A 22,979-nucleotide genomic window follows, 5' to 3' on the forward strand; every position below is an offset into this window, starting at 1 on the left:
CGGAGTTCGACTGCTGGAGCGCTCTCACACGACTCCTCCCCTTGTGAGAGGCGTTTCGAGCGCTTTGTTCCGCGGTTCGCGAGGGGGTCCCGACCGGACCCGGACCGCTGATCAACGAGGCTCCGCCGGGCCCTGTGACAGGCCTGTGACAGTCGACGGACAGCGCCATGAAACTGCCCGGGCAGTCTTTTTGGCACACGGACGGAAACAGCCACTCGACGGGGGGCGCGAGATGAACGCACTGCACAGCACCAACTCAAGCGCAGTTGTCACGCGTCTCCACGACGTCGTGAGGAGTACCGAGAAGTCCGGCGCGGTGAACGGACGGGGGTGCGTTCGCAGCGCCGGGCGTCAGCACAAGCCGTCGTACATGACGGTCGTTGACGCGAACGTGGGGGCAAGCGGTACGGCGTACGGAGAGGCCGCGGGGGAGCGGACGAGCCTGTCGGAGGCGGAGTTCACCGCCTACGTGCAGGAACGCCGCGCCTCTCTGTACGCGACCGCGTACCACCTGACCGGGGACCGGTTCGAGGCGGAGGATCTGCTGCAGAGCGCCCTCTTCTCGACGTACCGGGCCTGGGACAGGATCAGCGACAAGGCGGCGGTCGGGGGATATCTGCGCCGCACGATGACCAACCTGCACATCAGCGCGTGGCGCCGGCGCAAGCTCAACGAGTACCCGACGGAGGAGCTGCCGGAGACGGCTAGCGACACCGACGCGATGCGGGGTACGGAACTGCGCGCGGTGCTCTGGCAGGCGCTGGCCAGGCTGCCCGAACTCCAGCGGACGATGCTGGTCCTTCGCTACTACGAGGGCCGCACCGACCCGGAGATCGCGGAAATCCTGGACATCAGTGTCGGCACGGTGAAGTCGAGCATCTGGCGGTCGCTCCGCCGGCTGCGCGAGGACGAGGTCCTCAGCTTCGGCCGTGACGAGGAAGAGTCCTTCGGCGAGCTGGTGGCCTGAGGGCAACGGGGGGAACGGGGCCGCCGTTTCGGGGGAGACGGCGGGAACGGGGGACCACGGGGGTCACGGGGGACCAACGGGGGCCACGGGGGATACAGAGCGGGACCGGACAGGCCGGGGGGTCTTGTCCGGCCCCGCCGCGTTTTGCGCTGTGCCTTGCGCCTAAACCGGCGCCGCTTTCGCGGAGGTGGTTGCTCGGGGTGGGGGTTGCTCAATGGCCGCTTGCGGTCAATACGGGCGGTTCACGGTGGACGCCCGCTGCGGCCGGCGCTGCGCGCAGATGCCGTTGGCCGCGACGGGCAGGGCCTCTTTCCTGCTGGTTCGGGGAGCGCGCTGAGCTCCCGCCCAGCGCGGGGGCCCGGGCTTCCGTACGTCCCCGCAGGCGCGCGGCGCGGGACTTCCGTACCGGCGCCGGGCGCGGCGCGAAGCTGCCGCGAACCGCAGGGGTGTGGGGGTACCCCGCACCCCCACATTCACGGGCGGGCGGGTGGGGAAGCCGTCACGCCATCGTGCGCGCCGCAGGCGTCCGGCGGTGGCGGCCCGCCGCCGCGGCCGCGAGGCGGCCGAGGGCCTCGGCCTTGCCGCAGGGGTACGCGCCCAGTTCCGTCTGGCGGGCCACGATGCCCCGTTCCGCACGCATCAGGCGCCAGCCGCGGCGCAGCAGGAAGCCCACCGACTTGCGGCCCTCTCGCAGATCCCGTGCCAGCCGCCGGCGGAACGTCGTCGACGGGCGGCCGCGCAGGCACAGCGCGTCCGCCAGTACGCCCAGTTCCTGGCAGTGCCCGACGATGTCCGCCGCGAAGATCCCCTCCGCCACGAACAACGGCGTGCGGTCGATCGCGAACGCCTCCACATCGACGCGCGAGCTGGTGGCGATGTCGTACACGGGCACTGTCGTACGTCCCGTACGGCACAGCTCCGCGACCGCCGCCACCGCCGCGTCCGCGTCCCACGACGCCGGGGAGTCCCAGTCGATGTCCGAACTGCCCGCGACCAGCGGGAGCGTCGGGTCGTCGCCCTCCTTGTAGAAGTCGTCCAGGCGCAGGACCGGCAGGCCGGTACGGGCGGCGAGGGAGGACTTTCCGGACCCGGAGGGACCCGAGAGCAGCACGACACGAGTGGGCATGGGGGAAGAGGTCACGGGACACCAGTGTGAGGCATTGACCCGTGAAGGGGACCCCTCGGGGCGGGCGTTGGTATTGAGCATCACACCTCAACTACGCTGCGTGCTCGTCCGATTACCCACTCAGTCAGGAATCCCATGGCACGTCACACAGCTCCCCAGTCCCGGCGGCGCACCTTGCTGCGTGCGGGTCTGACCGCCGCGGCGGTGGCCGCGGCCCTCGGTGCGGGTGAGGCCGCCGCGCATGCCGCGCCGACGGCACCCGTGGGCCTCGACATGCTCGACGCGGGACAGGGTCCGGCCGGCGTGGTCACCAACTCGGTGGCCGGTGTCGGGCAGCTCAAGAGCCTTCCGCTCAACCCGCTGGCCAAGACCGGCGTCGACCCGTTGAACAACGGCGTCGCCACCCAGGTCGCCGACTTCAAGCCGGTCGGCACTACGACGGCGACGGGCCATTTGACCGAGGGCCAGGCTCTGGAGGACCTGCCGGTGGTGGGCGGCGCCTCCGCGATGCTGCCCTTTTGAGCGGGGCCTGAGCCGGGCCTGAGCGGCCTGAGCCGGGCATGAAAGAGCCCCCTGCCGCCGGACGGGACGGCAGGGGGCTCGGCCATGGGGCCGGACCGGTCAGTACGCCGAGCCGGACGCGCCGAGGGAGCCCGTCGGATGCCAGACCGTCTTCGTCTCCAGGAAGGCGGTCAGGCGGTGCGTGCCGGGGTCGGCCGAGAAATCCACAGGCTGTGGACGAAGGACGCGCTTGAGGTTGTCCGCCGCCGCGATCTCCAGCTCCTTCGCCAGTACGTCATCGGCACCGGTGAGGTCGATGGCGTTGACGTCCTGGTGCGAGGCCAGCGGCGTCGCGATCTCCGCGGTCCGCCCCGAGAGGACGTTGACCACGCCTCCGGGGAGGTCGGACGTGGCCAGCACCTCGCCGAGCGAGAGCGCCGGGAGCGGGGACTTCTCCGAAGCGATCACGATCGCCGTGTTGCCCGTCGCGATCACCGGGGCGAGCACCGAGACCAGCCCCAGGAACGACGACTCCTGCGGCGCGAGGATCGTCACGACGCCGGTCGGCTCGGGGCTGGAGAGGTTGAAGTACGGGCCCGCGACCGGGTTCGCCCCGCCCACGATCTGGCCGATCTTGTCGGTCCAGCCCGCGTACCAGACCCAGCGGTCGATCGCCGCGTCCACGACGGCCGCGGCCTTCGACTTGGACAGGCCCTCCGCGTCCGCCACTTCGCGTACGAACTGGTCCCTGCGGCCCTCCAGCATCTCGGCGATGCGGTAGAGGATCTGGCCGCGGTTGTACGCGGTCGCGCCCGACCAGCCGCCGAAGGCCTTGCGGGCCGCGACGACCGCGTCACGCGCGTCCTTGCGGGAGGAGAGGGGGGCGTTGGCCAGCCACTTGCCTTTGGAGTCGGTCACCTCGTACACCCGGCCGCTCTCGGAGCGGGGGAACTTGCCCCCGACGTACAGCTTGTAGGTCTTGAAGACGCCAAGACGAGTCGCTTCAGACATCGAGGTAGGCCTCCAGACCATGACGGCCGCCCTCGCGGCCGAAGCCCGACTCCTTGTAGCCGCCGAAGGGCGAGGTCGGGTCGAACTTGTTGAACGTGTTGGCCCACACGACACCGGCCCGGAGCTTGCTCGCGACCGCGAGGATGCGGGAGCCCTTCTCCGTCCAGATGCCCGCCGACAGGCCGTACTGGCTGTTGTTGGCCTTGGCGACCGCCTCGTCGGGCGTACGGAACGTCAGCACGGACAGGACCGGGCCGAAGATCTCGTCGCGCGCGATCCGGTGCGCCTGCGTGACGTTCGTGAACAGGGTCGGCGCGAACCAGTAGCCGGAGCTCGGCAGCTCGCACGGGGCGGACCAGCGCTCGGCGCCCTCCGCCTCGCCCGTCTCGGTCAGGGCCTTGATACGGGCCAGCTGCTCCGCGGAGTTGATCGCACCGATGTCGGTGTTCTTGTCCATCGGGTCGCCCAGGCGCAGCGTCGAGAGCCGGCGCTTGAGGGAGTCGAGCACCTCGTCCTCGATCGACTCCTGGACCAGCAGGCGGGAGCCCGCGCAGCAGACCTGGCCCTGGTTGAAGAAGATGCCGGAGACGATGCCCTCGACGGCCTGGTCGATGGGTGCGTCGTCGAAGACGATGTTCGCGCCCTTGCCGCCCAGTTCGAGGGTGACCTTCTTGTCCGTACCGGCGATGGAACGCGCGATCTCCTTGCCGACGGCGGTCGAGCCGGTGAAGGCGACCTTGTTGACGTCGGGGTGCTCGACGAGCGAGGCGCCGGTCTCGCCATATCCCGGAAGGATGTTGACGACGCCCTTGGGCAGGCCCGCCTGGCGGCAGATGTCCGCGAAGAAGAGGGCGGAGAGGGGGGTCGTCTCGGCGGGCTTCAGCACCACGGTGTTGCCGGTGGCGAGCGCCGGGGCGATCTTCCAGGCGAGCATCAGCAGCGGGAAGTTCCAGGGGATGACCTGGCCCGCGACGCCGAGGGGCCTCGGGTTCGCGCCGTAGCCGGCGTGGTCGAGCTTGTCGGCCCAGCCCGCGTAGTAGAAGAAGTGCGCCGCGACCAGGGGGAGGTCCGCGTCGCGGGTCTCCTTGATCGGCTTGCCGTTGTCGAGGGTCTCCAGGACGGCGAGCTCGCGCGAGCGCTCCTGGATGATCCGCGCGATACGGAAGAGGTACTTGGCACGCTCCTGGCCGGGCAGCGCCGACCACTTCTCGAACGCCTTGCGGGCCGCCTTCACGGCACGGTCCACGTCCTCGGCGCCGGCCTGGGCGACCTCGGCGAGGACCTCCTCGGTGGAGGGGGAGACGGTCTTGAAGACCTTGCCGTCGGCGGATTCGGTGAATTCGCCGTCGATGAACAGGCCGTACGACGGTGCGATGTCGACGATCGACCGCGACTCGGGTGCGGGCGCGTATTCAAAAACGGATGCGGGTGCAGTTGCCATGGTGATCAGTCCACCGTCACGTAGTCGGGGCCGGAGTAACGGCCGGTGGCGAGCTTCTGACGCTGCAGGAGCAGGTCGTTGAGCAGGCTCGACGCGCCGAAGCGGAACCAGTGGTTATGCAGCCAGTCTGCACCCACGGTCTCGTTGACCAGGACCAGGAACTTGATCGCGTCCTTGCTGGTGCGGATGCCGCCCGCGGGCTTCACGCCGACCTGGATGCCGGTCTGCGCGCGGTAGTCGCGCACCGCCTCCAGCATGAGCAGCGTGTTGGCGGGGGTGGCGTTGACCGCGACCTTGCCGGTCGAGGTCTTGATGAAGTCCGCGCCGGCGATCATGCCGAGCCAGGAGGCGCGGCGGATGTTGTCGTACGTGGAGAGCTCGCCGTTCTCGAAGATGACCTTCAGCCGGGCCGGGCCCGCGGCCTCCTTCACGGCGCGGATCTCCTCGAAGACCTTGAGATAGCGGCCCGAGAGGAAGGCGCCGCGGTCGATCACCATGTCGATCTCGTCGGCCCCGGCGGCGACGGCATCGCGGGTGTCCGCGAGCTTCACGTCGAGCGCGGCGCGGCCGGCCGGGAAGGCGGTGGCGACGGAGGCGACCTTGACGCCGGAGCCCTTGAGGGCCTCGGCGGCGATCGCGGCCATGTCGGGGTAGACACAGACCGCGGCGGTCGAGGGAGTGGTGCGGTCGGTCGGGTCGGGGTGGACGGCCTTGGCGGCGAGCGCCCGGACCTTGCCCGGGGTGTCCGCGCCTTCGAGCGTCGTCAGGTCGATCATCGAGATGGCCAGATCGATGGCGTACGCCTTGGCCGTGGTCTTGATCGAACGCGTACCGAGCCCTGCGGCGCGGGCCTCCAGGCCGACGGCGTCGACGCCGGGCAGACCGTGGAGGAAGCGCCGCAGTGTGCTGTCGGACGCGGTCACGTCAGCGAATGCGGTGGGGATGGTGGGCATGGTCACCAGATGAGCATATCTACGCGCGTAGCGGCCTGTACAGGGGGAGGGGTCGAGGGCTTGTCCCCCAGGCCCTGTCCGGCCGATCTTGCCGGGCTCGCGTGCCCTGGCACGCACTCCCCCGTAGCCCTTCGGGCACGGGAGGTGCCCCCACGCTGCGTTGCGTCAGTCGCCGACGCTCCGCGTGGGCTCCATCCTCCGCCTTGCAGCTGCACGCACCAGACCCCGCTTACTGATCCGGCCTGATCGACCGGACTGGACCTGGCGTGGGGTGGACCTGATCGGCCGGGCGGGGACGTACGGCAGAATCGGAGCCATGACGAGTCCCCAGCAGCCCACCGAGCCCACCTACGCCGACCGGGTCTTCCGGTCGCCCGCCGGGATGGCCGGGGGAGTGCTGCTGCTCGCGCTCATCGGCTGGCTCGCCGGAGACGCGGTCGTACGGGGCGAGGGGCGCACGCCGTGGGCGGCCCTCGCCGGGGCGCTGTTCGCCGTCCCCCTGGTGGTCGCCTTCACGCTGCGGCCCGCGGTCTTCGCGAACGACGACCGGATGCGGGTCAGGAACCCCTTCCGGACGATCACGATTCCGTGGGCGGCCGTCGCGGATGTGCGGGCCGCGTACTCCAGCGAGGTCGTCACCCAGCAGGGTGCGAAGTACCAGCTCTGGGCCATCCCCGTCTCGTTGCGGGCGCGCAAGAGGGCCGCGCGACGCCCGCTCTCGCCCGCGAACGGCGCCACGCGCGGCCGGATGCCCACAGGCGCCGACTCCACCCACTCCTCGCCGCTGATGCCCGCGGCGGACCGGGCGATGGCGGATCTGCGGGAGCTCATGGAGCGCAATGCGGGCAAGCCGGGTGCCAAGGGCGAGCCGCAGGTCCGCTGGGCGTACGAGATCGCGGCGCCCGCGGTGGCGGGTGCGGTGCTGCTGGTCATCCTGCTGGCGACGGGCTGACGCGCCGGCTGTGCCGGTCCGGGGCGCGGGCTGTTGGGCCCCCGCCCCGTCCCTTTCCGAAACCCTGACGGGACCGTGGCACTGATGCCCACGGGTCAGCGTCCCGGGGTCAGATGCCGGCGGCCTCCGCCAGATCCCGCTTGATCGCGTCCAGGACCTCGGCGGCCCGCTCGCGCGCGCTCCGGAGCTCGCTCGCCTCCGCGACCGGGACCACGACCTCCAGGTAGCACTTGAGCTTGGGCTCCGTGCCGCTCGGGCGGACGATGACCCGCGCCTTGAACTCGCCGTCCAGGTAGTAGCGCAGGCCGTCCGTCGGCGGCAGCGTGGCCGTTCCCCGGTTCAGGTCCTCGGCCGAGACGATCCGCAGCCCGGCGAGCACCGTCGGCGGCTGCTCGCGCAGCCTGCGCATGGCGTTCGCGATGATGCTCAGATCCTCGACCCGCACGGACAACTGGTCGGTGCCGTGCAGCCCGTGCGCGACGGCGAGGTCGTCGAGCAGATCGGTGAGCGTGCGGCCCTGCTCCTTCAGCTCGGAGGCCAGCTCGGCGACGAGCAGCGCGGCGGTGATGCCGTCCTTGTCGCGTACGCCCTCGGGGTCGACGCAGTAGCCGAGCGCCTCCTCGTAGCCATAACGCAGACCCTCGACACGGGCGATCCACTTGAAGCCGGTCAGCGTCTCCTCGTACGGCAGCCCCGCCGCGTCGGCGATCCGGCCCAGCAGGGACGAGGAAACGATCGACTCGGCGAACGTGCCCCGTGCGCCCTTGTGGACGAGGTGTTCCGCCAGCAGCGCGCCGACCTCGTCGCCGCGGAGCATCTTCCAGTCCCCACCGTCCGGGACGGCGACGGCGCACCGGTCCGCGTCGGGGTCGTTGGCGATGACGATGTCGGGCCGGACCCGGCGGGCGGTCTCGAAGGCGAGATCCATCGCCCCCGGCTCCTCCGGGTTGGGGAACGAGACCGTCGGGAACGCCGGATCGGGCTCGGCCTGCTCCTGTACGAGGACGGGCTCGGCGAATCCGGCACGGGCGAAGGCGGCGGTCAGCACGTCCTTGCCGACGCCGTGCATGGCCGTGTAGACGACGCGGGCGGTGCGGGGGGAGCCGGTGGTAAGGACCGCGTCCGTACGCTCCAGATAGGCGTCCAGGACCTCGTCACCGAGGGTTTCCCAGCCGCTCTCGGCGCGCGGCACGTCGTCCAGACTCGCCACCGCGGCGATCTCCGCGGCGATCTCGGCGTCGGCGGGCGGCACGATCTGCGAGCCGTCGCCGAGGTAGACCTTGTAGCCGTTGTCGCGCGGCGGATTGTGGCTGGCGGTGACCTCGACCCCGGCCACCGCGCCGAGCTTCCTTATGGCGAACGCGAGCACGGGGGTCGGCAGCGGGCGCGGCAGCACGGCGGCGCGGAGCCCGGCGCCGACCATCACCGCGGCGGTGTCGCGCGCGAAGTCGACGGACTTGTACCGGGCGTCGTACCCGATGACGACAAGGCCGTCGCCCTGGCCCTTCGCCCTGAGATACGCGGCGAGCCCGGCGGCCGCCCGGATCACCACGGCCCGGTTCATCCGCATGGGCCCGGCCCCGAGCTCGCCGCGCAGCCCGGCCGTCCCGAACTCCAGCGTGCCGCCGAACCGCGCGGCGAGCTCGTCGACATCCTTCGCCTCGATGAGCTTGCGGAGCTCGTCCCGGGTCTCACTGTCCGGGTCCTCCGCCAGCCACGCGCTGGCCCGCGCGATGAGGTCCTGCTGCACGGTTGGTCCGCCTCTCGTGTGGTTTGGTCGCCCGGCCATTCTGGACGGACGTCCGCGTGTGCGGGGCGAGGTGGGGCGGATGCATGGCTAGTTCCCCGCCCCGCCCGTGCCCGGCTGTATCGATGTGCGGCTCCGCGGCGTGGGGGCTGCGCCCCGGGGCCCCGGCCGATCTGCCCCGGCGTGGGGCCCGCGCCCGGATACCTGGCGCTCCGGTGGCTTCGCCTCGGAGCGTTGGGCGTTTCGGGGTGCCGTGGCGCGGCGGGGGGCTTGTTCCCCCACCCCGCCCTCCCCCTACGGCCTGGCGGCCGTGGGAGGTACCCCCTTCCCGAACCGGGGCTGCGCCCCGGACCCCTGGGAGGAGGGGGTTTCGCGGGGGCTGCGCCCCCACACCCCCGATGCTCCGGCGGCTCCGCCGCGGAGCCTCCGGCCGTTCCCGCGTTTCCAGCGGTCGTGGTGAGCGTGGGCCAGCGGGTGTTGGTGGTTGCTGCCCGGCGGGTGGCTTCGCGGGCGAACTGCCGCGCACCACAGCCCGTCCGGTGGGGAGGGGCGGTGCAGGGTCGTCCCCGCGTTTCCAGCGTCCGTGGTGAGCGTGGCCAGGGGGCGTTGGTGGTTGCTCTCCGGTGGGTGGTTTCGCGGGCGAACCCCCGATTGGCGGCCAACACGCGACCCGGAACCCGCGCCGTGCGGCGGGCCCGCGCAACGGACGCCAAGACCCGCACCGCGCGGCACCGGCGCACCCCCGACCCCGCACCCCAAAGCCCCCGCTGGAGCCGGACCGTCAGATCCGGTCCAGCACCCGCGTCAGCAGCTCGCCCATCCGCGCCGCCGAATCCCGGCCCGCCTGCAGCACTTCCTCGTGGTTCAGCGGCTCGCCCGTAAGCCCCGCCGCCAGGTTCGTGACCAGGGAGATGCCGAGCACCTCCGCGCCCGCCTCGCGCGCCGCGATCGCCTCGAGGACCGTTGACATGCCGACCAGGTCGCCGCCCATGACGCGGACCATGTTGATCTCGGCCGGCGTCTCGTAGTGCGGGCCGGGGAACTGGACGTACACGCCCTCCTCCAGCGACGCGTCGATCTCCTTGCACAGCGCCCGCAGCCGCGGCGAGTACAGGTCCGTCAGGTCCACGAAGTTCGCGCCGATGATCGGCGACGCCGCCGTCAGGTTGATGTGGTCGCTGATCAGCACCGGCTGCCCGGGGCGCATGCCCTCGCGCAGACCGCCGCAGCCGTTCGTCAGCACGACGGTCTTGCAGCCCGCGGCCACCGCGGTGCGCACCCCGTGCGAGACCGCGGCCACGCCACGGCCCTCGTAGAAGTGCGTACGGCCCAGGAAGACCAGCACGCGCTTCACGCCGATGCGGTACGAGCGGACCGTGCCGCCGTGGCCCTCGACCGCCGGCGGCGGGAAGCCTGGCAGTTCGGTGACCGGGAACTCGGCCTCGGGCGTACCGAGCGCGTCGGCGGCCGGTGCCCAGCCGGAGCCCATCACCAGGGCTACGTCATGCGTCTCGGCGCCGGTCAGCTCGCGCAGGCGCGCGGCGGCGGCGTCGGCTGCGGCGTGGGGGTCGGCGCTAACGCCGTTGAGGTCCGGATTCACAGATGCGTTCACGCCGACGAGGGTAGCCGCTCATTTCCTACGCGCGTAGATGACGCAGCGCACGGTCTTCGGATCGTTGCCTTGTCGTTTCCCACGAACGCGACGGTAAACGCATCAGCAAGGCCGCTTCCGCAGCTCCATCACATAGTCGTGCGGAGCGCCCGCCGAGTCCGCCGCGTCGGCCAGTTCGCCCAGGTACCGCGCTGACGGCAGCCCGCCCTCGTATCCGTTCAGCACGTACACCCAGGCCGGCTCCTCGCCGTCCAGGGTGTCCACCCGGACCCGCATGCGCCGGTAGATGTCCAGGCCGACACCCTCCCAGCGGTCCATCGAGTCCTCGTCCATCGGGGCGATGTCGTACAACGCGACGAAGACCTGGGAGCGCGGCGCCTCCACGATCGTGGCCAGTGCCCCCTCCCAGCCCATCTGCTCCCCGCCGAAGGTCAGCCGCCAGCCGTTGAGCCAGCCGGTGCCGCGCAGCGGGGAGTGCGGGGCGCGGCGGGACATCAGCCGCGCGTCGAGGTTGCCGGCGTACGCGGCGTAGAGCGACATGGGATCGAGGGTACGGGAGGGGCGCGGGTGGTTGCGGTTCCCCGATGAAGGGACCCGGGGCGAGGGCACTTGAACCGTGCGGGACAATGGAGGACGTACTGCAGTCCAAAGGGGCCACCCCCCGAACCCCGGCAGAACGAACGAGAGCGCGAGGCGTAACCCCAGTGACCCGGATCGTGATCATCGGCGGCGGACCCGGCGGATACGAGGCGGCCCTGGTGGGCGCCCAGCTCGGCGCGGAGGTGACCGTCGTCGACTGCGACGGCCTCGGCGGGGCTTCTGTGCTGACCGACTGCGTACCTTCCAAGACCCTGATCGCCACGGCCGAGGTGATGACGACCTTCGACTCCTCGCACGAGGAGCTGGGCATCATCGTGGCCGACGACACCCCGCCGATGGAGCAGTCCGCCCGGATCGTCGGCGTCGACCTCGGCAAGGTCAACCGACGGGTGAAGCGGCTCGCGCTCGCCCAGTCCCACGACATCACCGCCTCCGTCACCCGGGCAGGCGCCCGGGTGATGCGCGGCCGCGGCCGGCTGGTGGGCCGGCAGGCGATGGACGGCTCCCGCACGGTGGTCGTGACCGCCGCGGACGGCACCGAGGAGACGCTGACCGCCGACGCCGTGCTGCTCGCGACCGGCGGCCACCCGCGCGAGATCCCCGATGCGCTCCCCGACGGGGAGCGCATTCTGAACTGGACCCAGGTGTACGACCTCACCGAGCTCCCCGACGAGCTCATCGTGGTCGGCTCCGGCGTCACCGGCGCCGAGTTCGCCGGCGCGTACCAGGCGCTCGGCTCCCGGGTCACCCTCGTCTCCTCCCGCGACCGCGTGCTGCCGGGCGAGGACCCGGACGCCGCCGCGGTCCTGGAGGACGTCTTCCGCCGCCGCGGCATGAACGTCATGGCCCGCTCCCGCGCCGAGTCCGCCAAGCGCGTCGGCGACCGGGTCGAGGTCACGCTCTCCGACGGCCGCGTCATCTCCGGCTCGCACTGCCTGATGGCGGTCGGCGCGATCCCCAACTCCGCGGGAATGGGCCTGGAGGAGGCCGGCGTCCGGCTCAGGGACTCGGGCCACATCTGGACCGACAAGGTCTCCCGTACGAGCGCTCCCGGCGTGTATGCGGCCGGTGACGTCACCGGGGTCTTCGCACTCGCCTCCGTGGCGGCCATGCAGGGCCGTATCGCGATGTACCACTTCCTGGGCGACGCGGTGCAGCCGCTGAACCTCAAGACCGTCTCGTCCAACGTCTTCACCGACCCGGAGATCGCGACCGTCGGCTACAGCCAGGCGGACGTCGACGGCGGCATCATCGACGCGCGCGTCGTCAAGCTGCCGCTGCTGCGCAACCCGCGCGCGAAGATGCAGGGCATCCGGGACGGCTTCGTCAAGATCTTCTGCCGCCCGGGCACGGGCATCGTGGTCGGCGGCGTGGTCGTCTCACCGCGCGCCAGCGAACTGATCCATCCCATCTCGATCGCGGTCGACAACAATCTGACGGTGGAACAGATCGCAAACGCTTTCACCGTGTACCCCTCTCTGTCGGGGTCGATCGCCGAGGTGGCACGGCAGTTGCACACCCGTAAGGCGACCGGCGAAGGGTGATGCGGGCGCAAACCCGACGAACCCCGGGCACTCCGCGCGGCAACCGATCAACTCCCGGGCCACCCATACCACTTGGCGGTCCCGTCTGTGCGCAACTTCTGTTATTCGGCGCATAGTGCTGAAAAGTATCGGTCGGTCAGGTTACTGTCAGTTTCGTGTTCGCTGCAGAACGTCGCCAATTGATCCTCGAAATGGTGCGCGCCAACGGAGCCGTGTCGCTCCGTGAGCTCGCCCGCGTCGTCCAGACCTCCGAAGTGACCGTACGGCGGGACGTGCGGGCTCTGGAGGCAGAAGGACTCCTCGACCGCCGTCACGGCGGTGCGGTACTGCCGGGCGGTTTTACGCGGGAGTCCGGCTTTCCGCAGAAATCCCTGTCCGCGACCGCGGAGAAGACGGCCATCGCCGATCTCGCCGCGGGCCTCGTCGAAGAAGGCGAGGCGATCGTGGTCGGAGCGGGGACGACGACGCAGGAGCTGGCCCGCCGGCTCGCGCGCGTCCCCGGACTGACCGTCGTCACCAACTCCCTGCTCGTCGCCCAGGCGCTGGCCCATGCCAACCGGGTCGAAGTCGTCATGACCGGCGGGACGCTGCGTGGCTCCAACTACGCGCTGGTGGGCAGCGGGGCGGAGCAGTCCCTGCAGGGCCTGCGGGTGTCCCGGGCGTTCCTCTCGGGGAGCGGGCTGACGGCCGAGCGCGGGCTGTCCACGTCCAACATGCTCTCGGCGAGCGTCGACCGGGCGCTCGTCCAGGCCGCGGCGGAGGTCGTGGTCCTCGCGGACCACACCAAGCTGGGCACCGACACGATGTTCCAGACGGTGCCGACGGATGTGATCACGCGGCTGGTCACGGACGAGCCGCCGACGCACGACGACCGGGCGGCGACGGAACTCCAGGCGCTGGCGGACCAGGGCGTCCAGATCGCGGTGGCGGGCTCGGGCGCGCCGTCGGACACGGCCGCGCCGGGCCGCCAGTCCCGCCGCGACGTCCCGCTCCCGTCCCAACGCCGCACCCGCGGCGGGGCGGGCCCGGGCCCTCAGCTGCGCAACGCCCTGACGTCGGAACCTCCGGGGGAGAGGGCGGCGAGGGTGGCGGATCTGCGCCGGCGGTAGTTTGCGCGGGGGCTTGTTCCCCCACCCCGCCCTCCCCCTACGGCCTGGCGGCCGTGGGAGGTACCCCCATCCCGTAACTGGGGCTTCGCCCCAGACCCCTGGGGGGAGGGTTGGTGGGGGCTGACGCCCCCACGCCCCGAGACTCCAGCGGCTTCGCCGCGGAGAGGTAGCGTCGCCTCGGCGGCTTGGCCGCGGAGAAAGACCGCAGGGGCTGGCGCCCCTCGCACCCGCGCCTGCGGCAGCTTCGCGCTGCGGTACCAACACCGGTGGGCCCGCGTGCCCCTACCTTCCCGATGGGGAGGGGCGGTCCAGGGTCGTCCCCGCGTTTCCAGCGGTCGTGGTGGGCGTGGGCCCCAGCGGGCGTTGGTGGTTGCTGTCCCGTGGGTGGTTTCGCGGGCGAACCCCCGATTGGCGGCCAACACCGGGTGCCCTTACGAACCCGTCATCGCCACCGACGCCGAGGAGTCGAGCCCGACGGCGCTTGTACCGGGTCCGTGGGTGCCGTGGGCCAGGGGGCGTTGGTGGTGGGTGCCCGGTGGGTGGTCTCGCGGGCGAACCGCCGCGCACCGCAGCCCGTCGGTGGGAACCCGCACCACACGTCACCGGCGCACGCCGGACCGCCGGACCCGCACCCCATGGCGGGCCCCGCGCCACGGACCGCCTGAGCCCGAGCCACCGGACCCCGCATGCCACGGCGCCGGGCACACCGCACCGCAAGCCCGGATCACGGCGCCCCGGACCGCTCAGGCCCGCCCGCTGCGGCACCGCCGCGCACCGCGGAGGTCCGTGACCGGTGTGGTTCCTTCGGCGCGAAGCTGCCGATCCCGGGGTCCGGGGCTTGCCCCGGTTGAGGGAAGGGGCGGGGAGGGGAAAGGCCCCGCGCAGCGGCCCCTACGCCCCGCCCTCCCCCTTCAACCCCCGCAGCGTCAGCATCAGCAGTCTGTCCGCCAACTCCGCGTCCCCCGGCTCCTCTTCCGCCGCCAGTGCGATCGCGTTCGTCAGCTGCATCAGGTCGCCGATCGAGACATCCGCCCGCACCGCCCCGCTCTCCTGCGCCCGGATCAGCAGCCGTTCGCCCGCCTCGCGGAGCGGCACGCTGCATGCCGACAGTGCCGAAGTCTCGTCGTGCGAGGCCGACATGAGCGCTCGGGCCAGCCCGCGGTACTCACCCGCATGGGTGATGAGGGCGCGCAGCCACTCCACCAGCGCCCCGCAGGGCTGCTCCGCCGAGGCCAGTTCGCCCGAGCGCTCCAGCAGTGCGGCCAGCGCCTCCTGGAAGACCGCGCTCATCATCGCGTGGCGGCTGGGGAAGTGCCGGTACAGCGTGCCGATGCCCACGCCCGACCGCCGCGCGATCTCTTCGAGCGAGGCGTCGGTGCCGTACTCGGCGAAGACGGCGCGCGCTTCGGTCAGCAGCCGTTCGTAGTTGCGGCGCGCGTCCGCCCGCATCGGCCGCGGCGAGCCGACTGCCGTACTGGTCGCCATCGCGTCGTCCTCCCTGAGTCCGCCCCCGGCGTTCAGTGTCCAGGATGCATACGCGTGGGGCCTGCCCGTCGTCGTACCGGGCAGGCCCCACACTCGTAGACAATCGACCGGACGTCAGTCCTTGATCTCGCAGATCATCGCACCCGACGAGATCGACGCGCCGACCTCGGCCGACAGGCCCTTGATCGTGCCGGAGCGGTGCGCGTTCAGCGGCTGCTCCATCTTCATCGCCTCCAGGACGACGACGAGGTCGCCCTCGTTGACCTCCTGGCCCTCCTCGACCGCGATCTTGACGATCGTGCCCTGCATCGGAGAGGCAAGGGTGTCACCCGAAGCCGCCGAGGCTGACTTCTTCGCGGCGCGGCGCTTGGGCTTGGCGCCCGCTGCCAGGCCGGTGCGGGCCAGTGTCATGCCCAGCGAGGACGGCAGCGAGACCTCCAGGCGCTTGCCGCCGACCTCGACGATGACCGTCTCGCGGCCCGGCTCGTCCTCGGTGTCCGCGTCGCTGGGCGCCGCGAAGGGCTTGATCTCGTTGACGAACTCCGTCTCGATCCACCGGGTGTGGACCCGGAAGGGGTCCGCGGTGAACGCCGGGTCGGTGACGACCGCGCGGTGGAAGGGGATGGCGGTGGCCATGCCCTCGACGTTGAACTCCTCCAGCGCCCGCGCCGCACGCTGCAGCGCCTGCTCGCGCGTCGCGCCGGTGACGATCAGCTTGGCCAGCAGCGAGTCCCAGGCGGGGCCGATCACCGAACCGGTCTCGACGCCCGCGTCGAGGCGCACACCCGGACCGGACGGCGGCGCGAAGGTGGTCACCGTGCCGGGGGCCGGGAGGAAGCCCCGGCCCGGGTCCTCGCCGTTGATGCGGAACTCGAAGGAGTGACCGCGCACCGCCGGGTCGCCGTAGCCGAGCTCCTCGCCGTCGGCGATACGGAACATCTCGCGGACCAGGTCGATGCCGGTGACCTCTTCGGTGACCGGGTGTTCCACCTGGAGACGGGTGTTGACCTCCAGGAAGGAGATCGTGCCGTCGACACCGACGAGGAACTCGACGGTGCCCGCGCCGACGTAACCGGCCTCCTTGAGGATGGCCTTGGACGCGGCGTACAGCTCGGCGTTCTGCGCCTCGGAGAGGAAGGGCGCGGGCGCCTCCTCGACCAGCTTCTGGTGGCGGCGCTGGAGCGAGCAGTCACGCGTGGAGACGACGACGACATTGCCGTGGCTGTCGGCCAGGCACTGGGTCTCGACGTGCCGCGGCTTGTCCAGGTAGCGCTCGACGAAGCACTCGCCGCGCCCGAAGGCGGCGACGGCCTCGCGTACCGCGGAGTCGTACAGCTCCGGCACCTCTTCGAGGGTGCGGGCGACCTTCAGACCGCGGCCGCCACCGCCGAACGCCGCCTTGATCGCGATCGGCAGCCCGTTCTCCCGGGCGAAGGCGACGACCTCGTCGGCGCCGGAGACCGGGTCGGGCGTACCGGCGACCAGCGGCGCGCCGGCGCGCTGGGCGATATGACGAGCGGCGACCTTGTCACCCAGATCGCGGATCGCCTGCGGCGGCGGACCGATCCAGGTCAGACCGGCGTCCAGCACGGCCTGCGCGAAGTCCGCGTTCTCCGAGAGGAAGCCGTATCCGGGGTGGATGGCGTCCGCTCCCGAGTCCTTCGCGGCCTGGAGCACCTTTGCCATGTCCAGGTAGCTGGCGGCCGGGGTGTCACCGCCCAGGGCGAACGCCTCGTCGGCCGCGCGGACATGCAATGCGTCCCGGTCCGGATCGGCGTAGACGGCTACGCTCGCGATCCCGGCGTCCCGGCAGGCACGGGCAACGCGGACAGCGATTTCGCCACGGTTGGCGATGAGCACCTTGCGCACGATGGCTCCCTCCTTGAAACAAGCTGAGTTTAGGGAAGCCGCACACCGTCCTTCGACCCGTCCCCAATGGTGAGCTATGCCACACGGAGCGTGATTCGAGGCTCGCGCAAGTCGCGAAATCCCTTGTCGCACCAAGGTACGACGGGTTCCTTCCTCGCACAGTAACCCCGTGGTGTGGCACAGGTCTCTGTTCTGGGCGCCAGCGGCCGGGCGCGTTTCTTTGTCGAGTCCCTACGAATGGCCCAATGATTCTTTGCTGTGAGACCGAGCGTGCCGCGCCCCTTGTCCTGCCCTTTACCCGTTAGTAGCGTTCGCGATGTCGTACGTACTTCCGGTAACAGAGGGTTGGGGGCGCCGTGGCGCGCAGACCGGTGGCCGTGGTGGCCGCGCTTGTTCTGCTGGTGGAGGCCATCGGCATCGTGGTGATCAACGGGATCCTCGCCACGTTCCTCGAGAAGCAGAGCATGTCGCTCGCCGACCTGGACCCGGACGCGATGGTCACGGGCACGTGGGTGATGGGCGCCGTCTTCGGCCTCTACCTCGCCGCCTGCGGTGTGGTCCTGCTGCTGACCGGCCTGCGCGACCGGGCCCCGGGGCGCGGGGCCCGGATCCTGCTGATCTCGTGCGCGATCACGCACGGCGTGCTGGGCGCGCTCACGGTGGGTCTCGTCGGCTGGGACGCGTTCGCGTTCATGATGGTCGTGCTCGCACTGATCGTCCTGGTGCTGCTGGCGTATGGAAATGGCGGGAAGCCACAGAAGGAAGAGACCCGCAACGAACCCGCTCCGACGAACGGCGCCGCACCTGCCTGAGCGGGATCCGAGCCGGTCGTGAGGCGGGCCCGAGCCCGCCCTCACCGGGCCCCGAGCCGGTGTCGAGTCTGACGTGATTCTGACGCTCGACTGACGTCAACCCGCCCCGGGGCTGGGGTGCTTCAGTCCGTCCACAGATCCGTGATCGAGAAGCCGAGCTCGGCCAGCAGTGTGCGCAGCAGCGGCAGCGAGAGCCCGATCACGTTGCCGTGGTCGCCGTCGATGGAGTCGATGAACGGCGCCGAGCGGCCGTCCAGCGTGAACGCGCCCGCCACGTGCAGCGGTTCGCCGCTCGCGACGTACGCGGCGATCTCGGCGTCCGTCGGCTCGCCGAAGCGCACGGTCGTCGAGGCGGTCGCCGACGCGCTGCGGCCGGTCGCCGTGTCCGTCACGCAGTGGCCGGTCTGCAGGATGCCGGAGCGGCCGCGCATGCGCTTCCAGCGGGCGGTCGCGTCCTCCGCGTCGGCCGGCTTGCCCAGGGCCTCGCCGTCGAGTTCGAGGACCGAGTCGCAGCCGATGACGAGCGCGCCGGAGGCCTCCGGGCGCGCGGCCACGGCGGCCGCCTTCGCCTCGGCGAGTACCAGGGCCATCTCGGCCGGGGTCGGTGCGCTCAGCGCGTCCTCGTCGACGCCGCTGACGATCACTTCGGGGGCGAGTCCGGCCTGGCGCAGCAGATTGAGGCGCGCGGGCGAGGCGGAGCCGAGGACGAGACGGGGGCGCTGAGCGGTCATGGGGTCATCGTAGGCGGCGGTCAGTGCAGCCCGACCACGAACATCGCCACCACCATCGCGAGGGCCAGCAGGAGGCCCGCGCGGCGCATCATCGCCTGCGTCTCGCGCAGCTCTTTCGGAGGCTCGTTCTCCGGGTCGGACCACAGCATGTCTTCGATCCTGCTGCGGGGAGCCGGGCGGCGCCTGAGTACGGGTACTCAACCGGCGGGCCGCCAACGGGCCAATTTCCGGTGTCGCGAGGACTACGTGGCTGCTGTTCCGTCAGGGGCTCATGCTCTCGGTCGCCGGACGGGCTGACATGTCAGCCCGTCCGGCGACCGGGACGCGGGCTCAGACCGGCCAGTGGCTGCGGGCCCACGCCCGCGGGCCCGGCAGCGGCCTTCGCGTGCGGGCGATCCGCGCCGGGTCCGACCACTGTTCCGGCAGGAGTGGCGCGCCCTCCACCGCCGCGGCCGTCGCCGCGGCGCGTGCCTGAACCACCGCAAGTGCGGCGGCCAGTTCCTCCGGGGTGGGATTTCCTCGTACGACCTTGATCATCGTCAGGTCCCTTCCTAGAGGGGGATGTTGCCGTGCTTCTTCGGCGGCAGGCTTTCCCGCTTCGTACGCAGCTGACGCAGGCCCTTCACGATCTGCGAGCGCGTGTCCGACGGCATGATCACCGCGTCCACGTAGCCGCGCTCCGCCGCGGTGTACGGGTTGAGGAGCGTGTCCTCGTAGTCCTGGATCAGCGCCGCGCGGGTCGCCTCGACGTCCTCCGCGCCCGCGATGGTGCGGCGGTGCAGGATGTTCACCGCGCCCTGTGCGCCCATGACCGCGATCTGCGCGGTCGGCCAGGCCAGGTTGAGGTCGGCGCCCAGGTGCTTGGAGCCCATGACGTCGTACGCGCCGCCGAAGGCCTTGCGCGTGATCACCGTGATCAGCGGGACCGTCGCCTCCGCGTAGGCGTAGATCAGCTTCGCGCCGCGGCGGATGATGCCGCCGTACTCCTGGTCGACGCCGGGCAGGAAGCCGGGCACGTCGACGAAGGTCAGCACGGGGACGTTGAAGGCGTCGCAGGTGCGCACGAAGCGCGCGGCCTTCTCGGAGGCGTTGATGTCCAGGCAGCCCGCGTACTGCATCGGCTGGTTGGCGACGATGCCGACCGGGTAGCCCTCGACGCGGCCGAAGCCGGTGACGATGTTCGGCGCGAACAGCGCCTGCGTCTCCAGGAATTCGCCGTCGTCCAGCACATGCTCGATGGCCGTGTGCATGTCGTACGGCTGGTTCGCGGAGTCGGGGATGAGGGTGTCGAGCTCGCGGTCCTCGTCGGTCGTCTCCAGGTCGGCCTCCTCGGGGAAGGCCGGTGCCTCGGAGAGGTTGTTCGACGGCAGGTACGACAGCAGCGACTTGACGTACTCGACGGCGTCCTTCTCGTCGCCCGCCATGTGGTGCGCGACACCGGAGGTGGTGTTGTGCGTACGGGCTCCGCCCAGCTCCTCGAAGCCGACGTCCTCACCGGTGACTGTCTTGATGACATCGGGGCCGGTGATGAACATGTGCGAGGTCTGGTCGACCATCACCGTGAAGTCGGTGATCGCGGGGGAGTAGACGGCGCCGCCCGCGCACGGTCCGACGATCAGCGAGATCTGCGGGATCACGCCGGAGGCATGGGTGTTGCGGCGGAAGATCTCGCCGTACATGCCGAGGGCCATGACGCCCTCCTGGATACGGGCGCCGCCGGAGTCGTTGATGCCGACGACGGGGCAGCCCGTCTTCAGCGCGAAGTCCATCACCTTCATGATCTTCTGGCCGAAGACCTCGCCCAGGGACCCGCCGAGGACCGTGAAGTCCTGCGAGAAGACCGCCACCGGGCGGCCGTCGACCGTGCCGTAGCCGGTGACCACACCGTCGCCGTAGGGGCGGTTCTGCTCCATGCCGAAGTCCGTGGAACGGTGCCGGGCGAACTCGTCCAGCTCGACGAACGAACCCTCGTCCAACAGCAGATCGACGCGCTCACGGGCGGTCAACTTGCCCTTGGCGTGCTGCTTCTCCACCGCGCGCGCGGAACCGGCATGCGTCGCCTCGTCAACACGGCGCTGCAGATCCGCCAGCTTTCCTGCGGTGGTGTGAATGTCGATCTGTTCCGGCTCGGACATCGGGATGCGGCTCCCTGGCTGGTCACGGGGTCGGTGGCTACTGACTCGTAGCGTATCGGCGCGCATACCGTTCGGCAGTGCGTCGTTTACCACACCTAACCTGGCTTGCATGACGCCTGAGAATGCGCCCCGGAGCCGCTGGTCCGACCTCGACCGGCCGCCGCTGAACGAAGCCGCGCTGCGCCACTCGCTGCTGCAGCCGGGCGGGCTGTGGACCTCTTTCGACATCGTGCCCGAGACCGGGTCCACCAACTCCGACCTGGCGGCCAGAGCCGCGTCCCTGGAGGAGGGGGCCGTGCTCGTCGCCGAGGTGCAGACGGCCGGGCGGGGACGCCTGGACCGCACCTGGTCGGCGCCCCCGCGGTCCGGGCTGTTCGTCTCCGTACTGCTGAAGCCCGGAGCGGACATCCCGGTCGAGCGCTGGGGCTGGCTGCCGCTGCTCGCCGGGGTGGCGTCCGCGGCGGGTCTCGCCCGCGCCGCCGGGGTGGACATGTACCTCAAATGGCCCAATGACCTGCTGGTAAAGATCGACGGTGAGGAGCGCAAGACCGGCGGGATCCTCGCCGAGCGGTCGGGCGACGACGCTGTCGTCATCGGTATCGGCCTCAATGTCACCCTGCGTGCCGAGGAGCTGCCGGTCCCGGAGGCGGGCTCCCTGGCCCTCGCGAACGCGATCTCCACCGACCGTGACCCGCTGCTGCGGGCCGTGCTGCGCTCGCTGGAGCAGTGGTACGGCGACTGGCGCGCGGCGGGCGGCGACCCGGGCCTCTCGGGGCTCCAGGAGGCGTACGCGGCGGGCTGCGCGACGCTGGGACGGAGCGTACGGGCCGAGCTGCCCGGCGAACGCTCGGTGATCGGCGAGGCGGTCGCGATCGACGGCGACGGGCGGCTGGTGCTGTCCACGGAGGGCGGGGGGCGGCAGGCGATCAGTGCGGGCGACATCGTGCACCTGCGGCCGGCCGGATGAACCGGCTGGGCGGCCGGGACGTGAGCTAGGGCACACCTGCCGTATCGTTGAGGCGATCGAGCGACAGATCGGCAGGGCAGTGCGCAGGGAACGGGCAGGAGGCGGCTGGTGACCGTCGACGACACCACTTCCGGCGCGGGCGCGCAGCCGCCGGAGGGCTCCTCTTCCGGCGCGTCCTCGAATTCGTCATCGTCGCCCTCCGGCGCGTCCTCGCCTCCGGGCACGGCATCCGGGTCGGCCGCGGTGCATCCGCCGCACCACGAGGTCGATCACACCGTGGAGCCGACCGACGACCCCCTCGCGATCCGGCTGGAACAGCTGATCCTTGGCGCGGACCGGCGCTACACGCCGTTTCAGGCCGCCCGCACGGCCGGAGTCTCCATGGAGCTTGCCTCCCGCTTCTGGCGGGCCATGGGCTTCGCCGACATCGGCCAGGCCAAGGCCCTGACCGAGGCGGACGTACTGGCCCTGCGACGGCTCGCCGGTCTCGTCGAGGCGGGCCTGCTCAGCGAGCCGATGGCGGTCCAGGTGGCCCGCTCGACCGGCCAGACCACCGCCCGGTTGGCGGAATGGCAGATCGATTCCTTCCTGGAGGGCCTGACCGAGCCGCCCGAGCCCGGAATGACCCGTACGGAAGTCACGTACCCCCTGGTCGAACTGCTTCTGCCCGAGCTGGAGGAGTTCCTCGTCTACGTCTGGCGCCGCCAGCTCGCCGCGGCGACCGGGCGCGTGGTCCAGGCGGCGGACGACGAGGAGATGGTGGACCGCCGTCTCGCGGTCGGCTTCGCGGACCTGGTGGGCTTCACCCGCCTCACCCGGCGCCTCGAGGAGGAGGAACTCGGGGAACTCGTCGAGGCGTTCGAGACCACCTGCGCCGATCTGGTCGCCGCCCACGGCGGCCGCCTGATCAAGACGCTCGGCGACGAGGTCCTGTACGCGGCGGACGACGCGGGCACGGCGGCGGAGATCGCGCTGCGGTTGATAGAGACGATGACGGACGACGAGTCGATGCCCGCGCTGCGGGTCGGCATCGCCTTCGGGACGGTGACGACGCGGATGGGCGACGTCTTCGGTACGACCGTGAACCTGGCGAGCCGCCTGACCTCGATAGCGCCGAAGGACGCGGTGCTGGTGGACGGCGCGTTCGCGGAGGAGCTCGTGCGCACGGGGGACGCGCCGGTGTCCGAGGCGGAGGCGGCGGAGGAAGCGGCCGCGGCGGAGAAGGAGGGCGAGGAGCCCCCCTCGTACCGCTTCGCACTGCAGCCGATGTGGCAGCGGCCGGTGCGGGGGCTTGGCGTGGTGGAGCCGTGGCTCATGTCGCGTCGCGGCGGCTGAGGTCTGAGCGGGGGGGTGTGTGTTCCCCCACCCCGCCCCTTCCCGAACTGGGGGCTTCGCCCCCAAGCCCCGTACGCCCTTC

Annotated in this window: 21 protein-coding genes; 8 read left to right on the forward strand and 13 right to left on the reverse strand. The window is 71.2% G+C overall.

Translation table 11 applies throughout. The features are described from left to right. Positions 1 to 232 precede the first annotated feature (232 nt). Positions 233 to 967, forward strand: coding sequence for a SigE family RNA polymerase sigma factor (locus OOK40_RS26955; protein ID WP_266486880.1), 735 nt, complete (start codon positions 233 to 235; stop codon positions 965 to 967). A 499-nt stretch (positions 968 to 1,466) separates the two neighbouring features. Here the strand turns inward: OOK40_RS26955 and OOK40_RS26960 are convergent, their stop codons facing one another. Continuing rightward, a complete protein-coding gene (locus OOK40_RS26960) occupies positions 1,467 to 2,174 on the reverse strand; it encodes a uridine kinase (protein WP_266486881.1) in 708 nt (235 codons plus the stop codon). Between the two features lie 54 nt (positions 2,175 to 2,228). Between OOK40_RS26960 and OOK40_RS26965 the strand changes: the two genes are divergently transcribed. Beyond that, positions 2,229 to 2,615, forward strand: a complete 387-nt coding sequence (locus tag OOK40_RS26965) for a hypothetical protein (RefSeq protein WP_266486882.1) — start codon at positions 2,229 to 2,231, stop codon at positions 2,613 to 2,615. A gap of 99 nt (positions 2,616 to 2,714) precedes the next feature. On the opposite strand, the gene OOK40_RS26970 is transcribed toward OOK40_RS26965, so the two are convergent. Genes OOK40_RS26970 through deoC form a run of 3 tightly spaced genes read right to left on the reverse strand, consistent with a single transcriptional unit; the run spans position 2,715 to position 5,999 of the window. Then, positions 2,715 to 3,605 (reverse strand): aldehyde dehydrogenase family protein, encoded by an 891-nt coding sequence (locus tag OOK40_RS26970; protein WP_266486883.1) that lies wholly within the window; start codon positions 3,603 to 3,605, stop codon positions 2,715 to 2,717. Beyond that, complete coding sequence (locus tag OOK40_RS26975) at positions 3,598 to 5,046, reverse strand: aldehyde dehydrogenase family protein (RefSeq protein WP_266486884.1); 1,449 nt, start codon at positions 5,044 to 5,046, stop codon at positions 3,598 to 3,600. The genes OOK40_RS26970 and OOK40_RS26975 overlap by 8 nt, the downstream gene beginning before the upstream one ends. 5 nt (positions 5,047 to 5,051) lie before the next feature. After that, positions 5,052 to 5,999, reverse strand: coding sequence for a deoxyribose-phosphate aldolase (gene deoC, locus OOK40_RS26980; protein WP_266487662.1), 948 nt, complete (start codon positions 5,997 to 5,999; stop codon positions 5,052 to 5,054). Positions 6,000 to 6,315: 316 nt separating this feature from the next. On the opposite strand from deoC, the gene OOK40_RS26985 reads away from it, so the two are divergent. Then, on the forward strand, positions 6,316 to 6,951 hold the full coding sequence (locus tag OOK40_RS26985) for a PH domain-containing protein (RefSeq protein WP_266486885.1): 636 nt from the start codon (positions 6,316 to 6,318) through the stop codon (positions 6,949 to 6,951). 109 nt (positions 6,952 to 7,060) lie between these two features. Here OOK40_RS26985 and OOK40_RS26990 read toward each other — a convergent pair whose 3' ends face one another. The 3 genes from OOK40_RS26990 to OOK40_RS27000 form a co-directional block, all read right to left on the reverse strand. Beyond that, a complete protein-coding gene (locus OOK40_RS26990; RefSeq protein WP_266486886.1) occupies positions 7,061 to 8,701 on the reverse strand; it encodes a phospho-sugar mutase in 1,641 nt (546 codons plus the stop codon). Between the two features lie 778 nt (positions 8,702 to 9,479). Further along, positions 9,480 to 10,310, reverse strand: coding sequence for a purine-nucleoside phosphorylase (locus OOK40_RS26995; protein ID WP_266486887.1), 831 nt, complete (start codon positions 10,308 to 10,310; stop codon positions 9,480 to 9,482). A gap of 102 nt (positions 10,311 to 10,412) precedes the next feature. Next, positions 10,413 to 10,850, reverse strand: a complete 438-nt coding sequence (locus OOK40_RS27000) for a gamma-glutamylcyclotransferase (protein ID WP_142214025.1) — start codon at positions 10,848 to 10,850, stop codon at positions 10,413 to 10,415. Between the two features lie 164 nt (positions 10,851 to 11,014). On the opposite strand from OOK40_RS27000, the gene OOK40_RS27005 reads away from it, so the two are divergent. Both OOK40_RS27005 and OOK40_RS27010 read left to right on the forward strand, forming a co-directional pair. Beyond that, positions 11,015 to 12,454 carry an NAD(P)H-quinone dehydrogenase gene (locus OOK40_RS27005; protein WP_266486890.1) on the forward strand — a complete coding sequence of 480 codons (1,440 nt, stop codon included), beginning with the start codon at positions 11,015 to 11,017 and terminating at the stop codon, positions 12,452 to 12,454. A gap of 155 nt (positions 12,455 to 12,609) precedes the next feature. Next, positions 12,610 to 13,563 (forward strand): DeoR/GlpR family DNA-binding transcription regulator, encoded by a 954-nt coding sequence (locus OOK40_RS27010; RefSeq protein WP_266486892.1) that lies wholly within the window; start codon positions 12,610 to 12,612, stop codon positions 13,561 to 13,563. Positions 13,564 to 14,454: 891 nt separating this feature from the next. On the opposite strand, the gene OOK40_RS27015 is transcribed toward OOK40_RS27010, so the two are convergent. Together OOK40_RS27015 and OOK40_RS27020 are read right to left on the reverse strand one after the other, a co-directional pair. Continuing rightward, on the reverse strand, positions 14,455 to 15,048 hold the full coding sequence (locus OOK40_RS27015; RefSeq protein ID WP_266486893.1) for a TetR/AcrR family transcriptional regulator: 594 nt from the start codon (positions 15,046 to 15,048) through the stop codon (positions 14,455 to 14,457). Positions 15,049 to 15,162: 114 nt separating this feature from the next. Beyond that, on the reverse strand, positions 15,163 to 16,917 hold the full coding sequence (locus tag OOK40_RS27020; RefSeq protein WP_266486894.1) for a biotin carboxylase N-terminal domain-containing protein: 1,755 nt from the start codon (positions 16,915 to 16,917) through the stop codon (positions 15,163 to 15,165). 356 nt (positions 16,918 to 17,273) lie between these two features. Between OOK40_RS27020 and OOK40_RS27025 the strand changes: the two genes are divergently transcribed. After that, positions 17,274 to 17,729 (forward strand): hypothetical protein, encoded by a 456-nt coding sequence (locus tag OOK40_RS27025; RefSeq protein ID WP_266486895.1) that lies wholly within the window; start codon positions 17,274 to 17,276, stop codon positions 17,727 to 17,729. A gap of 122 nt (positions 17,730 to 17,851) precedes the next feature. Here OOK40_RS27025 and OOK40_RS27030 read toward each other — a convergent pair whose 3' ends face one another. The 4 genes from OOK40_RS27030 to OOK40_RS27045 form a co-directional block, all read right to left on the reverse strand. Further along, complete coding sequence (locus OOK40_RS27030; protein WP_266486896.1) at positions 17,852 to 18,460, reverse strand: nucleoside triphosphate pyrophosphatase; 609 nt, start codon at positions 18,458 to 18,460, stop codon at positions 17,852 to 17,854. 20 nt (positions 18,461 to 18,480) lie between these two features. Beyond that, positions 18,481 to 18,609, reverse strand: a complete 129-nt coding sequence (gene mmpB, locus OOK40_RS27035; RefSeq protein ID WP_266486898.1) for a morphogenic membrane protein MmpB — start codon at positions 18,607 to 18,609, stop codon at positions 18,481 to 18,483. Between the two features lie 181 nt (positions 18,610 to 18,790). Further along, positions 18,791 to 18,997 carry an acyl-CoA carboxylase epsilon subunit gene (locus OOK40_RS27040; RefSeq protein ID WP_266486900.1) on the reverse strand — a complete coding sequence of 69 codons (207 nt, stop codon included), beginning with the start codon at positions 18,995 to 18,997 and terminating at the stop codon, positions 18,791 to 18,793. A 14-nt stretch (positions 18,998 to 19,011) separates the two neighbouring features. Then, complete coding sequence (locus tag OOK40_RS27045; RefSeq protein ID WP_266486902.1) at positions 19,012 to 20,595, reverse strand: acyl-CoA carboxylase subunit beta; 1,584 nt, start codon at positions 20,593 to 20,595, stop codon at positions 19,012 to 19,014. 109 nt (positions 20,596 to 20,704) lie between these two features. Between OOK40_RS27045 and OOK40_RS27050 the strand changes: the two genes are divergently transcribed. Beyond that, positions 20,705 to 21,562 carry a biotin--[acetyl-CoA-carboxylase] ligase gene (locus OOK40_RS27050; RefSeq protein ID WP_266486904.1) on the forward strand — a complete coding sequence of 286 codons (858 nt, stop codon included), beginning with the start codon at positions 20,705 to 20,707 and terminating at the stop codon, positions 21,560 to 21,562. A 108-nt stretch (positions 21,563 to 21,670) separates the two neighbouring features. Then, positions 21,671 to 22,897, forward strand: a complete 1,227-nt coding sequence (locus OOK40_RS27055) for an adenylate/guanylate cyclase domain-containing protein (protein WP_266486905.1) — start codon at positions 21,671 to 21,673, stop codon at positions 22,895 to 22,897. Positions 22,898 to 22,979 lie beyond the last annotated feature (82 nt).

This window comes from Streptomyces sp. NBC_01481 (assembly GCF_026339995.1).
GTDB lineage: Bacteria > Actinomycetota > Actinomycetes > Streptomycetales > Streptomycetaceae > Streptomyces.